Origin of the sequence: Alloalcanivorax xenomutans, from assembly GCF_900217905.1 — a bacterium.
Taxonomy (GTDB): domain Bacteria; phylum Pseudomonadota; class Gammaproteobacteria; order Pseudomonadales; family Alcanivoracaceae; genus Alloalcanivorax; species Alloalcanivorax xenomutans.
In genome coordinates this window covers 1-15962 of the sequence record NZ_OBMO01000011.1, presented here as the reverse complement: position 1 = coordinate 15962, position 15962 = coordinate 1, and the positions used below count along the sequence as shown (strand labels likewise).

General features: G+C 61.3%; 16 protein-coding genes. 5 read left to right on the top strand and 11 right to left on the bottom strand.

The genetic code is table 11. The annotated features are described in order from the left end of the window. The first annotated feature begins 315 nt into the window (after window positions 1-315). The 3 genes from CRO06_RS10120 to CRO06_RS10110 are packed head-to-tail and all read left to right on the top strand — an operon-like array spanning window position 316 to window position 2452. Window positions 316-918, top strand: coding sequence for an STN domain-containing protein (locus tag CRO06_RS10120; RefSeq protein ID WP_167374812.1), 603 nt, complete (start codon window positions 316-318; stop codon window positions 916-918). Further along, window positions 915-1472: an RNA polymerase sigma factor gene (locus tag CRO06_RS10115; RefSeq protein WP_022994176.1), complete on the top strand. Its 558-nt coding sequence runs from the start codon at window positions 915-917 to the stop codon at window positions 1470-1472. The genes CRO06_RS10120 and CRO06_RS10115 overlap by 4 nt, the downstream gene beginning before the upstream one ends. Then, entirely contained in the window at window positions 1469-2452 is a 984-nt protein-coding gene (locus tag CRO06_RS10110; RefSeq protein ID WP_097058365.1) for a FecR family protein, read from the top strand. The genes CRO06_RS10115 and CRO06_RS10110 overlap by 4 nt, the downstream gene beginning before the upstream one ends. 147 nt (window positions 2453-2599) lie before the next feature. Here the strand turns inward: CRO06_RS10110 and CRO06_RS10105 are convergent, their stop codons facing one another. From CRO06_RS10105 to CRO06_RS10065, 9 genes are all read right to left on the bottom strand, one after another. Beyond that, the gene (locus CRO06_RS10105) at window positions 2600-2902 is read right to left on the bottom strand and encodes a hypothetical protein (protein ID WP_097058364.1); all 303 of its coding nucleotides are present in this window, start codon (window positions 2900-2902) and stop codon (window positions 2600-2602) included. Window positions 2903-2918: 16 nt separating this feature from the next. Continuing rightward, the gene (locus CRO06_RS10100; RefSeq protein WP_097058363.1) at window positions 2919-3893 is read right to left on the bottom strand and encodes a peptidylprolyl isomerase; all 975 of its coding nucleotides are present in this window, start codon (window positions 3891-3893) and stop codon (window positions 2919-2921) included. 57 nt (window positions 3894-3950) lie between these two features. Further along, entirely contained in the window at window positions 3951-4442 is a 492-nt protein-coding gene (locus tag CRO06_RS10095; RefSeq protein ID WP_097058362.1) for a YbjN domain-containing protein, read from the bottom strand. 41 nt (window positions 4443-4483) lie between these two features. After that, window positions 4484-5152 (bottom strand): DNA repair protein, encoded by a 669-nt coding sequence (locus tag CRO06_RS10090; protein WP_097058361.1) that lies wholly within the window; start codon window positions 5150-5152, stop codon window positions 4484-4486. Window positions 5153-5181: 29 nt separating this feature from the next. Beyond that, on the bottom strand, window positions 5182-6876 hold the full coding sequence (locus CRO06_RS10085; protein ID WP_097058360.1) for a putative porin: 1695 nt from the start codon (window positions 6874-6876) through the stop codon (window positions 5182-5184). A 61-nt stretch (window positions 6877-6937) separates the two neighbouring features. Next, window positions 6938-7597, bottom strand: a complete 660-nt coding sequence (locus CRO06_RS10080) for an energy transducer TonB family protein (protein ID WP_022994183.1) — start codon at window positions 7595-7597, stop codon at window positions 6938-6940. Between the two features lie 128 nt (window positions 7598-7725). Further along, a complete protein-coding gene (locus tag CRO06_RS10075) occupies window positions 7726-8151 on the bottom strand; it encodes an ExbD/TolR family protein (protein ID WP_014993295.1) in 426 nt (141 codons plus the stop codon). Window positions 8152-8162: 11 nt separating this feature from the next. Next, window positions 8163-10055: a DUF2341 domain-containing protein gene (locus CRO06_RS10070; RefSeq protein ID WP_055099719.1), complete on the bottom strand. Its 1893-nt coding sequence runs from the start codon at window positions 10053-10055 to the stop codon at window positions 8163-8165. 59 nt (window positions 10056-10114) lie between these two features. Continuing rightward, a complete protein-coding gene (locus tag CRO06_RS10065) occupies window positions 10115-11698 on the bottom strand; it encodes a ShlB/FhaC/HecB family hemolysin secretion/activation protein (protein WP_421706430.1) in 1584 nt (527 codons plus the stop codon). Between the two features lie 412 nt (window positions 11699-12110). On the opposite strand from CRO06_RS10065, the gene CRO06_RS10060 reads away from it, so the two are divergent. Next, complete coding sequence (locus CRO06_RS10060) at window positions 12111-12437, top strand: hypothetical protein (protein ID WP_031228131.1); 327 nt, start codon at window positions 12111-12113, stop codon at window positions 12435-12437. Window positions 12438-12500: 63 nt separating this feature from the next. Beyond that, a complete protein-coding gene (locus CRO06_RS10055) occupies window positions 12501-13202 on the top strand; it encodes a 4'-phosphopantetheinyl transferase family protein (protein ID WP_097058359.1) in 702 nt (233 codons plus the stop codon). Between the two features lie 257 nt (window positions 13203-13459). Here CRO06_RS10055 and CRO06_RS10050 read toward each other — a convergent pair whose 3' ends face one another. Beyond that, window positions 13460-15247 carry an acyl-CoA dehydrogenase C-terminal domain-containing protein gene (locus CRO06_RS10050; RefSeq protein WP_097058358.1) on the bottom strand — a complete coding sequence of 596 codons (1788 nt, stop codon included), beginning with the start codon at window positions 15245-15247 and terminating at the stop codon, window positions 13460-13462. A gap of 87 nt (window positions 15248-15334) precedes the next feature. Further along, window positions 15335-15706, bottom strand: a complete 372-nt coding sequence (locus CRO06_RS10045; protein WP_063140374.1) for a YbaN family protein — start codon at window positions 15704-15706, stop codon at window positions 15335-15337. Between the last annotated feature and the right edge of the window lie 256 nt (window positions 15707-15962).

The following is a 15962-nucleotide window of genomic DNA, read 5'->3' as shown; positions in this document are numbered from 1 at the left end:
GCCCCCGGCGCGGCATCGGCTCCAGCGTGAACGGTCTTTGTGAGAAAGATGATCGGCCCGCCCCACGACCGCCGTTTTTTCACGGAAAGTTCATCAAGGGGCACAATCCAGGCAGTGTCGGGTTCTACAGTGCACGACACGGATTTGACATACAGAGCCTGCATGGTGGAGCACGGATTGAATCCACCGGTTCAAGACCCGGATGCAGTGTCTACAGGTGACCATGCCAGTGCCGTCTTTCCCGTGACGATCACCGCCTCTTTCGCCGACCGGAGCCTCTTTCTCCGTTTGTTGCGGCTGGTGGGGACGGGATTGATGCTGGCATCGACCCTGGCCGGTTACGCCAATGACGGCGCCCCCTTTTTTGATCTTCCCGCGCAGCCTTTACCGCTGTCGTTGGAGACTTTCAGTGAGCAAACGGGGATATCGATCTTGGTTACCAGTGATCGCATCCAGGACAAAACCGCCAGCGCCGTACGGGGCCATTTCCCTCCGGATCAGGCGTTGACGATATTGCTGAACGGTACCGGGCTGACCAGCCGCCGGTTGACCGATTCCGCCCTGACGCTGGTACCTGCCCAGCACGACGACGCCAAAACCGTCGCATCCAAGACTCGATCCGTGGTACCGCCCGCTTATGCCCGCTCACTGCAACAATCGGTGCTGACCGGCCTGTGTCGCCATCAACCGGAACAACTGGGACAGTTTCGCCTGGTGGTGCAATTGTGGGCCGACCCTCAAGGCCGGGTAACCCGGGTGCACTTTCCGGACGGCGACGCCGAGGCACGCTGGGGAGCAAGCGTCCGCGCCAGCTTCAAGGATCTGATCCTGCCGCCACCGCCGCCCGGCATGCCGCAACCGATCACACTGCTACTCCATCCGGGCACGCCATCCTGCCAAGGAGAATCCAGGGAATGAGTACCGCCGAGACTTCGCACCATTCGCTGCGCGATCTGCTGGTGCAACGCTATGACGAATTCCGTCAGCGTCTGTACAGCCGTCTGGGTTCCCACCAACTGGCGGAGGACGCCTTGCAGGAAACCTGGTTGCGAATTGAACGTATGCAGGAGGGCACCCGTGTTCACCATCCCGCCGCCTACCTTTTCCGCATCGCCATGAACGTGGCGGAGGAACAACGCCGAAAACACGCCAGAGTGATGACACTGGACGAAGTGGACGATCTCTATCAGATGGCGGATGAACTGGCCGATCCCGCCCGTGAGGCACTGGGTGAACAGGAGATCCGGATATTTCGCAGAGCCCTGGCGGAACTGCCACGCCGCCGACGCGCCATCGTTACCGCCGCGCGTATCGAGGACACTCCCCACGCGGAAATCGCCGAACGTTTCGGTGTGTCCCTGCGCACCGTGGAAAAAGAACTACGCGCCGGATTACAGCATTGTTGCGAAAGGCTGGAGCGGGATTACGCCCCACGTTACGGGCCCAGACAAAAAAGGCCGACGCAATCATGACCGATTATCGAAATGCCCCCGCCCCCTCTTCCGACCGGATCACCCGGGAGGCAAGAGAATGGGTGGTGCACCTCTCCTCGGGACGCGCCAGCGCCGCCGACGGTGAAGCTTTCCGCCGCTGGTGCGCGCGGAGCCCGGAGCACGCCCGGGCATTCGTCCATTGCCGCCAGGTCTGGCAGGGCATGGAACAGGCCGCTACCAGCGAGAGCATCGAAGCCGGCGCTCATCCGCTGCCCCGGCGCCGTTCTTCCCGTTTCACTCGCCGGGCCTTTCTCGGCGGCGCCGTGGCGGCTTCGGCGGCGGGCTGGCTGGCGTTACGCTCGCCTCTGGATTTGTGGACGCGCATGGGCATGCAGTCCGCCGATCTTTGGACTGGCACCGGGGAGCAACGCGAAGTAGTGCTGCCCAACGCCGCCACCGTGCAGCTCAACACCCGCACCAGTATCGACGTGAATCGGCAGGCGGAACAAATCACCGGACTGGTGTTGAACAGCGGCGAAACCGAGATCACCACCGCCGACGGCAACCGCCTTCCCTTCACGGTGACCGCCCAGAACGGCCTCATTGAAGCACGCCACGCACGCTTCAATGTGCGCTTCACCGATGACCGCGTGCGGGTGACCTGCCTGGATGGCCAGGTGGCGGTGCGCCATCAACACCAGAGTGTCCAGCTCCAGCCTGCCCAGCAAGTGGTGTACAACAGCGCCCGCTTGTCCTCCGTGCAACACGTGGACCCGGATCATGTGACGGCCTGGCGGCAACGCATGCTGGTGTTCAACGGCACGCCACTGGCCCGGGTGGTGGACGAGGTGAACCGCTACCGCCCGGGGCAGATCGTGTTGGTGAACGATCAGATCGGCCGGGTTCCGGTACAGGCTTATCTGTCATTGGACAAACTGGAAGACTTCGCCGCTCTGGTCAAGGAAGTGCGTGGCGCGGAGGTGCGATCATTGCCGGGTGGGATTCTGATTATCAGCTGAGAGACCGTACTCCTACACATCCTACACGCTGATTCGCTGCCAAGGCAGCCTCCCACAGCGGCTTCGTAGCTCTCTCTGGGAAGCTGCCGTGGCAGCGAATACCATGCGGATTCATACCTTCAGCGGGCATGTCCCGGCATCCCGCCGCTAATCCTGGCAGTAATAGACCACTGAGTAGTTATACACCAGCGTTACCGGAGCTCCCCGCGCCACCGGGGCACTCACTGCTTGTCGGGAATCCACGTTTTTCAAACGCACCCGGTCCGTGCCACAAGCCTGGCGCGCCTTGGCGATACAGGGATTGGCTTCCACATCCTGGGTCAGCGAACATTGCACGATCACCGAACGCTGATAGCGATCAACCGCTGAATCGGAGCGGGGCGTGGTCTGGGTACAGGCGGCCAGCACAGTGGCGGCCAGCGCCGTTACCATTACCATCCGGATCGGCATACAGGTTCCTTTTTGATTAAGGCTGGTTTTGGTTTTCCAGCAACGCCGTCACCGCGGCGCCGTTGATACTGAGAGAAGCTTCACCCACCAGACGGTTCAGGTAGGCCTCGGCGTTTTGCCGCCGGCGCTGCTCCCTGACCGTGGCGCGCAGTTGATCGCGCACCTCATCGAAGGTGGCGGTTCTCGCCGCCTCGGTCTTCTCCAGCTTGAGCACATGCCAACCCGACGCGGTGCGAAACGGCGCGGAGACTTCCCCTTCCTTCAACGCCGTCACCACCGGGCGCGCCTCCGGAGTAAGCTGGGCCAATGACTGCACGCCGATATCACCACCCCGGGCGGCGGAAGCCGCGTCATCGGAATGACGGCGGGCCAGTTCGGCGAAGTCCCCTTTTTTAGCGCGGGCTTCCTTCACCAATTGCCCGGCGCGGGCTTTCACCTGGTCGGCATTGGTGCCGTCCACGGCAAGAAAAATCTGCCTGAGGTGATAACGTTCCGGTACCGCCAGTTCCTGCTTTCTGCTGTCATAAAGCTGCCGCAGCGTGGCGTCATCGGGAAAGTCCTCCGGCACCTGGCTCACCGCGCCCAGATAGCTGCGCAGCAGGATCTGATCGCGCGCTTGATCGATGGCCTGTGTCACTTCCTCCCGCTTCTCCCAGCCCTGTTGCCGGGCCTCCCGGATCAGTGCCTTTTCCGCCAGACGCTGACGCGCCCAATCATCAAACAGCGCACGATCCCGCTGTATCGCCGAGCGGGCCTGTGGCGACAACGCCGCCAGCCAGTCCGCCACTTCCTGATCGCGCAGACTGACCGCGCCCAGGGCCGCGACCGCATCCCCTTGCCCTGTGGAGGTGGGCGATGAGGCCGCTGGTGACGAAACCGATGCCGGTTCCGAAACGGCCACCGCCTCGGACGGTTGCATCACCCAAACGGTGCCAATGACGCCCGCCAAACCAGCCAACACCGCGCTGAGTAAAACCTGTGCGCTTTTCATTGTTCACTCCCAGGTTGAAACCATCGCCGGCACGCCGGCAATTCACTTCTCTACCCGTCACTCCGTCGCTTCCGTGCTTATCGCCTGCTCATGTTCCGAGGCATCGCCTTTATCGTGGCTCTCATTACGGTTCTCGTCACGGTAATTGCGCAGATAGAGCAGGAACTCCTGCAACAAGCGGTCCCAGATTTCCAGGTTGGCGCGCACATGGGCGCGGCGCACACCGCCAGCCACGATCACATCCATTTCCAGTACCAGAAAATCACCGTGCCGACTCAGTCGCGAAAAACGCTTGCCGCGATTCCAGGCCGGGATCAGTCCTTCCGGCAACTCGCCCTGGATGCGCAAAGCGCAGCTGATGGTGAAGTCCAGCAGCCCTTCCCCCAGCATATTACCGGGGCGCACGGCAAAGCCGATGCCCTGACTGGCGCTGAGCAGTTGCTTGCTGCCGTTATGCTCGGTTTCATTGGTGCGATAACCGGCTTCCTGCAACAGAGCACTGAGTTCCTCAAGAGGCAGAGTGTCGATGATGTGGTTTTCTTCGCTCATGGTGATGTCCTTAACAAGCCGTTGTGACGTTTCAATGATGGTCAGCCGTCGTTTTCCGCCGCCCCGGCGTTACCGTCCTGGTCCGACCGCACCACGCCGACCTGGGCGTTATACAGCCGGTCTCCCATTTCCTGGGCCCTGTTCTCGAACTCCACCCGCGACGAGGTCGCCAGCGGCTGACGCATCTTGAACAGGCTGCCGGCACCGAGGCTTTCATAGGCGGACAGAATCTCCTTGCCCGCCATATACATCTCCTCGTTGCGGCTGACGCAGGTCTGTAATTCGGCGGTATGTTGTTGCAATGCTTTCTGCAACGTCAGCCGCTCCGTTTCCTTGCCTTTGGCCAGGGTCAACAACTCATCGTAGGCGTCGCGCATCTGCTGGGCGCGTTCCTGGCTGGCGGCGATGCGTGCCTGACTGCTGCGTTGCTGGGAGGCCAGATTGCCTTCCACCGCATCGAGCCGGGCCTGCAATTTGGCCACCTGGGCCCTGGCGGCGTCACGTTGCACTTCCGCGTTGGAGCGGGCCGCCTCCAGGCCCGCTTGCCGGGATTGCAGGTCTCGTAATTGCTGGGTGGTGTTGCGTAACTCGGTGCGCAGACGTTCTTCCAGGCTGGACTGCTGGGCCTGTGCCCAGGCCGGCAAGGCCAGAACCAGCAATGTCAGCGTCGCGGGAAACCACTTTGTTTTGACGTTATCCGCCTTCTTCATGGTATTACCTCCCTTCATCGCCAGGCCGATCAGAACCGGGCATTCAGTTCGAGTTGCAGGATGTCGATGGACAACGGCGGCCCATACACCTCTTCCGAACTCATCCAGCGGCCCTGGAAGTACAGCCGCTCGTTCAAGGCGTAAGCCGCGCCCAGGTAGTAGCCCTTGGCGTTGGTACCACCGAGGTGGAAGGAAGAGTCGTTGTAGGCATCCGGCAGGGCGTCGGGCTTGATGTACTTGTAGCCAAGGAACGTCATCCAGTCGCCACGCCGCTTCAGATCCAAGGAGGAGCCGAAAGCGGCGTGCACCATCCAGGCGTCGCGGCCACTCTCGATTTCGCCGGTATTGACATTAAAGTTATTCGCCAACTGACCTTCTGCGTTCTCCCACATCTCCTGCTCATCGTAGCCATGGTTGTAGATGTAGTTGCCCGCCAACTGCAATCGGTAGCCGTTGAAAAGAACCGTGTCCCAGCGCACATTCAGATCAAAAAGCTGGAATTTCGAGGCCAGGCCAACGTACTGCGGCATCGGCGTGCGCGCCGGATCCTGGGGGTCCAGCTGGATATCACGCAGCTGGAATACCGTGTTCCCTTTTTGCATGAACGCCGGCACCGACCAGTCGGTATCACAGGAAGGCCCACTATCATAGAGACGGCACTCGGAAGAACGCTGGCCACGGACATTGGTGAAATCGTAATAAGCAAGAGCAGCCTGGAAGCGGTTCTGGTTTTCAAATTCCCAATTGGCACCGATCTGGGCGCCCACCAGCCAGCGGTCCTCGCTTTCACCTTTATCAAAGCTGTTGGAGGGCCAGTCATCATCGCTGTACTGCAACGGGAAAGCACCCAGGGTGCCAAAGACACTCCCGCTCTGACTGAATCGCAGCCCCGAAAAGCCAGCGGAGATACCATCGAAGTTCAGATCGCCGGAATAAAGAATATCGGTGGAGACGAACGGGTTTTCAGCCCGCCCGGCGGTAAAGTTCCAGTTTCCCGGATGCCAGCTGATCCAGGCCCGGTCCAACCAGATGTCTTTTTTACTCAAACCTCCGCCGAGGGTCTGAGTGGTGGACACCGGTCCACTACTACTGCCGGTGGCGAACCGGACTCCAGTGGTCCAGTTCTCGGATAACATCGCCTCCAGACCGAAACGGGCGCGGATACGAAGTAGATTCTCGCGATCCTCGCGAGTATTTATCGTTGGAGGAAAGTACGTTGCTGACTCAGCATTGACGTCGTAGTTATCGTCATTGAATTCCATGAAGTCGATAATTTCGTCACTGTTATCCCCGGAAAAGAACCGGCTCTCATTACGTACCCGCACGTCACCAAACAGCTTCACCCGAGACACCCAGTCCGGGAAGGTATTCGGCGCCGCCCAGTTTTCCGCCTTGGCCTGGGCCATCACTTCCTGTTTGACTTCCTCGCGAATCTCGTCACGAACCACTTCCGGGATGTAGGGCACACGCACGTCCCCTTCCCGCACTTCGGGTTCGGGGCGGCGCTGACTGGCGGTCTGGGCCTCCTGTCGCGCCTGCTGTAGCAAGGCGTTGGCCTGGGCATCGGTGATCACCCCCTGTTCCACCAGCAGCCGGATCAGGTGCACGGTGGTGCTGTTGCCCTCCGGCGCGGTGGATTCGGCGGGTGCCTGCGCCACGGCCGGGCCGCTCAAGGTCGCCGCCACGGCCAGCATCAGCAGCCACTGATTGCGCTTCATGTTCATTGCTTTATTGCTCCTGAAACGGTTCGTCTCGATTCTTGGGTCTGGTTGGTTTCGGTCCCGGTCAGCCCGGACGCCGCCCTTGCAAAGCCACTTTCACCGGCAATGTCATCGACTTCGGCGGCTTTTGATCCAGCGCCGGGATGGCACGCACGGCGGCGATCACTTTGTCGTCCGTATCCGGGTCACCACTGGACTTGAGTAATTGCACCCGGGTGATCTGACCGGCCTCGTTAAGCCAGAGATTGATCTGTATCCGGTAACTCAGATGACGGATCGACGGCTCCTCGCGCAGCGCCCGCTGAAAGGCGTAGGAGAGGTACTGGCCGTAGGTGGCGTTGCCGACCCGGCCGGTGCCGGAACCGGCCATGCCGCCACCACTGCCGGCGCCGATATTGAAAGCATCGGTACCGGCCTGAGCTTCACCATCGATCTGCATGGCCTCGGACAAATCATCCGACGGTGAAGGCGGCTCTTCCGGCGTCGGTTCTTCCACCGGCGTGGGTTCCGGCTCCGGCTCGACGATCTCCTCCGGTTCGGGTTCCGGCTCCGGCTCCTTCATTTCCTCTGGTTCCGGCTCCGGCGGCGGCGGAGGCAGCGGTACCAGCATCGGCTCCTGCGGCACCTGGCGGCGCACGCCGCTCATATCGTTGGCCCATTGCCAGATCAGCCAGCCCAGAACAATCAACACCACCGCGCCGACGGCCAGGCGCACATAGGTCATCGGCCCGCGCCGCGTTCGGGATGTCTTGCTCGCGGAAAGGGAATGCCGCTTGCCCGAGGCCGTTCCGGAATCCCGCGATTGAGGTGACTGCAACGACATGGTCTTTCCTGTTATCCGGTTATCATCGATCACTGTGGCGGCTTGCCGGTCACCAGACCGACCTGGTTGAGATCCAGACGCCGCAGCACATCCAGCACTTGCACCACTTTTTGGTATTGCACCGCGGCGTCCCCGCGCACGATCACCGGAAAGCCGGGGTTCATGGCTTTCTCGGTACGCAACCGATCCTCCAGTTCAGCGAGCGTCACCGGGTAGGCATCGAGAAACACCTGTCCGTCGTTGTTCACCGAAATGGCCTTGGTCTTGGATTCGGACAGCGACACCGAGGAGCTGGCCTTGGGCAGATCCACCTTGATGCCCGCGATCTGCGCCGTGGCGGTGAGGATGAACATCACCAGCACCACCATGAGCACATCCACCAGCGGCGTGATATTGATGCCGTCCACCGGTCCGTCCATTTCATCGTCGTCCATCGAGGTTCTTACCGAAGCCATCGTTGTTCTCCTTACACCACCGGGCTTTGAGAGATGCCATGGCGCACGGCATGACCGGCCTGCGCCGGCTGCGTCGGCCGCTGCCCGGCGCCATGAATCTCGGCCAGGCGGGTGACGAATTCATCCAGGAACACGCGCATATCGGAGCTGATATCACGGTTACGGCCGTTGATGCGGTTGTAGGCAAACAGCGCCGGGATCGCCACGAACAACCCCATGGCGGTGGCCAACAGGGCGGCGGCCATACCCGGCGCCACCGCGTTGATGTTCACGTCCCCGGCCATGGCGGTACCGAGAAACACCACCATGATGCCCATCACCGTACCCAGCAGGCCGATGTAGGGGCCGCCGGCGATGGCGTTGGAGAGCACACCGAGACGGGAACTCAGCTCGCGATTCTGCTGGGTACGAACGGCGTCCATGGAAGCGCGGATCGCTTCCAGGGTTTCCGAGGAAATGCTGGAAGTATCGGCGCCCTGGGCACGCCGCAGACGCAACTCATGCACCGCCACTTGGTACAACCGCCACAGCGATGAGTGCTCCAGTTCCCGCTCCAGCTCGGGGCTGTCCGCGAGTTTTTCCAGTTGCGTGCCGACCTGGGCGAACTCGTCACGGAAACGGCCATTGGCCTCGTCCACCCGGCGGGTATGGCGGAACTTCCGGTACATGACGAACCAGGTCTGGATCATCATGATCACCAGAATCCCAATGATGACCCAGGCGTCGATAGGTACCGCGCTCAGCAAGAAGCCGAGCGCGCCGAAGCCGAAGCCGGACTGTTCTTCGTCGACGCCGAACACCACCAACCGCGACTCGGAGCCCTGGGCCTGGTAATCCGCCATCAACAGAGACGCCGGCCGGGCCTGCTTGGAAATCCGCACTTCATCCAGAGCGCCATTGAAGTGGCGGGACGGCACCGCTGCCGGTGTGGTGGTAGCGACATCCTCCCCTTCACTCGCGGTTTCTTCCGCAACGGGCTCGGCGGGCGCGTAACCCGGAATATCGCCCCCCAAGGCGATGGCGGTAGCCAGCGGCGGCAGTGCCACCGGCAAGCTGCTGATCTGGCGGCCATTCACGTACAACGCCACTTGCTGCCCATCGGCGGTCACCGCCAGATGCTGCCACTGACCGGATGCCAGCGGTTGCGCTGGCGCCGTTCTCTGACCATTGACCTCAACGAAGGGCTGGCCGGCGTTGATACCGATCAACAGCGAATTACCGGCGTCACGGCGGGCATAGATCAACTGTTCATTGGCATTCTGATCGGCACGCACCCAGGCGCTGAAGGAAAACTGACCGGCGGCGGGCGTCGCCAGGGACGGCGCGGCTTCCACCATCAGCGGTTCGCCACCGGCAAAGGCGGCGGCCTGGCCGATCACCCCGGTGACGCTTTGCGCCACGGTGTTACTGGAATTGTTGCCGTAGGCGGTGGCGTCACGGGCGGGTGCGCCGGGCGCCTGGTCAAAGTGATAGACCAGGGTGTAATCGGCGTCGAACACCGCCTGACCGTTGCTGGTGGCCGGCGCGTCGGGATTGCCGTAGTACATCCAGATATCCTGGCTGGACCCGGCTTCCAGCGCCGGCACATCCACCCAGATGTAGGCCACGCCCAACAGCGCGTCGAAGCTTTCAATCTGGTGATTGAGAACGGTCTGATCGTCCGCCGCCACAAAGCGCAGATCCGAGCCGTTTTCCTGGACGTCCTGAAAACTGAAATTGCCGGTATGCAGACGTACCAGCAGCGGCACCCGGCCGACCCGCTGATCGATGGCCGCGCCCTGGGGCGAGGTATCGATGGTGATTTGCTTGCGGTAACTCCAATCGTCTTGCCACCAGGCATGGGCCAGGGTGGGCAACAGCGCACCCAGGCAGGATATGAGAAAAATCAGCAGGCGTTGTTGCATGATCAGACACTCCGAAAAACAAGCTGTTTGGTCGCCCTTGGGGACGTCCTTGGTTCTGTTCAGAAACTGGCGGTAATACTGAAATGCAATCTGGGGTCGTGTTTTTCCGTGTTTTCCGCGTCGGTAAGCGGGTACCCCAGATCCAGCCGTCCGCTCAACCAGGCACCGATCTCCGCCCGCAGCCCAACGCCGACACTGGCCAGGTCGAATTCATCGTCCTGCTCCGGCAATGGGTTTTGCAGTGTCAGATGGGCGCCTTCACCGAAGACATGGGCGCGCACCAGACTCCAGGGCGACCCCAGCCACTCGGCGATGGAAGGTGTGCGCAGCTCAATACTGGCCAGCACACCGTCGTCGGCGGATTGCTCCGCGGACAGATAACCCCGAACCGTGCCGGCGCCCCCCACCGCGAACTGCTCGTTGGAAACCAGGGAGCCGGACGCCATCTGCGCGCTTAGTTTTGTCGCCAGCCCCCACTCGCCCAGCAGCCTCTCGTTGCTGGCCTCGGCCCTGATCACGGCGAAATCCGGTTTGGCCCGGTACCGTTTGTAATCGAACTCTTCCCAGCCGCTGCTGTTGCCGGGGAACTCATTGGTGGCGGTAACCAGGGTCAGATTGATCGAGCCCTGATTTTTTTCGGTGTAGTAGTAGCCGTTATAGCCAAAGGTAAAAGGCGCGTATTTCAGGGGGATGGTGTCCTCGGCGTCGCCGAATTCCAGCGACTCATCGAAGTCCTTGAAATCAACGCCGAGGGAGAGGGAATGCCCCCAGGTGCCGTCGAACGGAATGTTGTAGGTGGCGGAAACACCGTAGGATTGTCCTTGCCCCAACACGCTGGTGCCGCCCACGGTATTGACGTCACTGTCGGAGGTATAACCGGAGAAGCGCAGGGACCAGCGCTCGGACAGCGGCATGCCGTAACTCAACGACCAAACCTCGGCGTTATCGGTATTCTCCGGCGCGGTGAACAGGGTCAGGGACATGCTGTGTCCCCGTTGCCACAAGTTGGAATGCCCGAGGGTGGCGATGGTACGCAGTTTTTCGGTGTCGGCGCTGTAATCGTTGTTCAAGGTCAGGCTGCCGTTCCAAGGCGTCTGATCCTCCACGGCCAGGTCCACATCCATGGTGCCGGGAATGGCGCCTTCCTTGACCACCGGCATTACCTGCCGCTTGCCGGTGCGGTTCACCTTGGTCAAATCTTCCTGCACCAGTTCGAAATTGGGCACCACGCCTTCCCGCAGTGCCGTCACTTCCTCGCGGATTTTCAGCGGGGAGTGGTACTCGGCGCCGACCACGCGCACCCGCCCCACGGTGACTTCGATCACCTGGAGATAGACCACGCCGCCACTGACCCGCTGCTCCGGCAACTCCACATAAACGGATTGATACCCTTTGTCCTGATATACTTTTTGCAGAGCTTTTTGCGCGCTCTGGATGTCTTCCAGGCTTCGTTCCGGCCCGAGAAAGGGGTACACCGCCTTCTCGATGTCACGCGCTTCCAAAACCGTGTTACCACGCACGATGTACTCATTGATGGTCACCGTTCCCGGCGCCTCCGCCGGCGCCTCTGTACGATCCTCATGGCCGGTGGCGTCTTGTTGAGCATGAAGTGACGATGTCAAAGTCATGGCTGCCACGAACATTCCCCCCAAAAACCAGGCCATTCCACTCATTCTGTTGGCGTCACGCATTGACTCGACTCTGCAAACACATACATGGACCGGTGGCCAGCATCACCGTGGACAACTCTGGTAACCACGAACCACAACCCCGAAACACACCGCGGCAAATACGGTGATCCAGTTAACACTCTCTAGATGGCGGGAGTCCGTCGGAACCGAACCGTTGTCACCAAAAATTCACGGAAAGACCGCGTTGCTACAGCAAAAAGGTGGCTAGTCGAAGGCGCTTGACCGATGCCGGGACAGCGTCAGAACAGGGCTGGAGGGAAATAGCGAGGGCCAGAGTGGCTCGTCATGAAAAATTCACTGAAAAACCACCGCGTTTTCATTCTCCTGGCAGCGGACACTCTCACCGATCAAAAACGGAAACGACATGAAGCACTGGATAGGCATGGGATGGCTGGTACTGATGGCGCCAGCGCTACACGCGGCGGAAGCGCCCGCGTCCGAGGCCGATGAGCCTTCCTGTGTGGAAGTGGAGGTGAACGGCCATCGCGCCCTGCCCTACGACTGCCTGCAGCGGAAGATGATGCCGGCGGCCGTTCCCGAGGCGGCCAAACGGGATAATCCGGCGCTGGACTCCGCTGACGTCACCCGCCTGCCGCCCAACCGGACCGGACAGTTCAATCAGTCGGCATTGCGCAATCGTATGGGTAACGCGCTGGGAAGTGGCGTCAAGCCGCAACGCCCGCCGCGTTGAGCCGGACTTGCCGACATCGCGGGCAGACGCCAGTATAAAGACCCCGTCAGCGAGCACCGCGTTATGCCCGAATCCGTGTCCAGCCTGGACCCTATTCAACTAGAGCACTGGGAAGAGGGCCTGTGTCTGGCCAGCGGCGGCTATTATCCGGAACGGACCCGGCTGGAAGATTTTGAACATCAGGCAGTGCCGCTGCCGGCGTCCTTGCAAGGCGCGGTGGAGAAGCGTCTGGCCGAATATCTGGCGGGGCGATGCTGCGCCAGAGCCGCCATCAAGGCCATCACCCGAGAACCCGCCTTGCCCGGCTACGGGGAGGACCGGGCACCGGTTTGGCCACAGGCGGTATGCGGGGCCATCACCCACGCCCAGGGCCGGGCGGCGGCATTGGTGGCCGATCGAAGGCGTTGGCGTGGCGTCGGCCTGGACGCGGAAGCGTGGATCGCCCCGCAACGGGCGCTGAAACTGCGCGAGCAGTTGCTGACGGAGGCGGAGATCGAGGCGCTGTCGGATCTGGATCAGGAACAACAGGCGCGCCGCGTTTCTCTCACTTTCTCGGTGAAGGAGGCGCTGTTCAAAGCACTTTATCCGCTCACCTGCCAACGCTTTTATTTCCAGGACGCGGCTCTGCTGGATGACCATCGCATCGTGTTGCGCACTACGCTATCGGATGAGTGGCGCACCGGAGTGGCGCTGGATTATCAATGGCGGGAACAAAACGGCGGAGTGCTCAGCTGGATTCTGGTGGCACGGAGCGGCGGGGAATGACTTCAGAGGTCGCTACAGGGGGTCCTGTAGGAGCCGGGCGGCGGGCCGCTTGCCCTGCTGGCGAATAGGCTCCATGTTGGGACATTCGCTTGCAGGCAAGCTCCCACAGCGGCTTCGTAGCATGATCTGTGGGAGCCAGCCTGCTGGCGAATCCCGGCCCTCCAGCGCTGGCACATTCGGCCTGCGGGCAAGCGGCCCGCCGCCCGGCTCTACAGCGGCTTCGTGACCTTGTCTATGGCAAGCCCCACTTTAGCCGCTTAAAACAAATCGGCGTCCAGGCTCATCATGGTTTCCGCACCGGCCTTCAATTGCCGCGCCAGGGCTTCGCTGCGCGGCAGCAGACGCTCGAAGTAAAACCGTCCGGTGATCATCTTGGCGCGGCCGAAGTCGTCATCACGCCCGGCGGCATTGACCATCATCATCGCCCACAGCCAGGCGTAGGTGACGTAACCGAACAGGTCCAGGTACTCCACCGCCCCGGCATTGACCGCATCCGGATTATCACCCGCCTGACGCAGCAATTCCTCGGTGGCTACCTGCAGACGATCCACGGCGGCGACCAGCGGCTCGCGCACGCCGTCCAGGCCTGCTTCCTGGCCATTTTCCTCGATCCAGTGGCGCACTTCCGCCAGGAACGACTCCACATAACGACCACCGTTACGGGTCACTTTACGGCCGGCCAGATCCAGCGCCTGAATGCCGTTGGTGCCCTCATAGATTTGCGAGATACGGCAATCGCGCACGAACTGCTCCATACCCCACTCACGAATGTAACCGTGACCGCCAAACACCTGCTGCCCCAGCACCGTGGTTTCGAAACCGCGATCGGTGAAGAACGCTTTCGCCACCGGCGTCAGCAGCGCCACGCGATCCGCCGCCTTGCTGCGCACTTCCTCGTCCTCGGAGAACTTCACCAGATCCAGTTGGATACCAACGTATGCGGACAAGGCACGGCCGCCTTCATTGAGGGCACGCATGGTCATCAGCATACGGCGCACATCGCCATGCACGATGATCGGGTCGGCGGCGCCATCCGGATTGGCGGCACCGGTGGCGGCACGCCCCTGGATACGCTCACGGGCGTAATCCACCGCACTCTGGTAGCTGGCTTCGCCCAGTCCCAGCCCCTGGATACCGATGGACAGACGCTCGTAGTTCATCATGGTGAACATACAGGCCAGCCCCTGATTGATTTCGCCGACCAGCCAACCCTTGGCGCTGTCGAAGTTCATCACGCAGGTGGCGGAACCTTTGATTCCCATCTTGTGCTCGATGGAGCCGGCGGCGACGCCATTGCGTTCGCCAGCTTCCTTGCCACTGACAGGGTCGGCTTCCGGCAGGAATTTCGGCACCAGGAACAGGGAGATGCCCTTGGAACCGGCCGGGGCGTCCGGCAATTTCGCCAGCACCAGATGGATGATGTTATCCACCATGTCGTGCTCGCCGCCGGTAATGAAAATCTTGGTGCCGCTGATCTGATAGGAACCGTCGTCCTGAGGCACCGCCTTGGTGCGCAGAATGCCCAGGTCAGTACCGCAATGCGGTTCGGTCAAACACATGGTGCCGGCCCATTCGCCGCTGTACAGCTTGGGCAGGTAAGCCTGTTTCAGCTCGTCGCTGGCGTGGGCATCCAGACACAGGGTGGCGCCGTTGGTCAGCGCCGGGTACAGCGCGAAGGAGGAATTGGCGCTGTGCATCATTTCCTCGAACAGCACCGCCAGGGACTTCGGCATGCCCTGCCCGCCGAATTCCGGATTGCCGGAGAACGCGGTCCAGCCGTTTTCGGCGTAGGTTTTGAACGCTTCCTTGAAGCCTTTCGGCGTGGTGACGACACCGTCCTCGAAGTGACAGCCTTCCTCGTCACCGTTACGGTTCAGCGGAAACAGCAGGTTCTCCACCATCTTGCCGGCTTCTTCGAGCACGGCGTCGGAAAGATCGCGGGTCACTTCGGAGATAGGAGGCAAGGAAGACCAGAGGTGTTCCGCCTGAAACACGTCGTTAAGCACAAAACGCATGTCTTCCAAAGGAGCCTTGTAGATCGCCATGGTCTGTCTCCCAATTGCTGACCGTGTGAAAGGCGGTCAGTTTAGCCACGACGCCGGTGCGGTAAACGATTATTTGTGACTCCCCATTCATTCGTGACCGCCCGGTTCCGGCCGTTTCCACAGCCAGATCAGGGTCACGCTGAGGAAGGCCGGCACGCTGATTTTCACCAGCAAAGGCGCCGCCGACAGCGTGATCAGCAGCACGCTCAGCGCCATCATCAAAGTCGCCGCGACCTTGGCGCGACGGGATACCGCGCCATGCTCCCGCCACTGCCGGATCGAAAAGCCGTAGCGGGGGTGATTAAGCAGCCAGTGCTCCAGGCGCGGCCAGCCGTGCGTGCCGGCCCAGGCCGACAGCAGCAGAAACGGCACAGTGGGCAGACCGGGCACCACCACGCCGATCATGCCCAGCGCCAGAGTCAGCAGGGCCAGTGTTCGCCACAACAGAATCTTGATCATGGCAAGCATTACAGCATGAGCCGGGGAGCTTGTCTGCGTCGATCCGGGCGCATGGCGTTAGGCCAAATTTAGAAGGAAACACGATTTCCCTCCATCAGGGACGCGGATCGGCAAGCACAGGTGTTTTTCTGGTCTTGGAGACTTAAGTGGCTACAAAGCCGCTGTGGGAGATTCTATGGTGCCCTGCAACGCTTAAAAGAGCTTTGCGGGGCAATATTCTTGTTGCTGCTTCATCAGGGCGAAGGCGGTGCGGGCG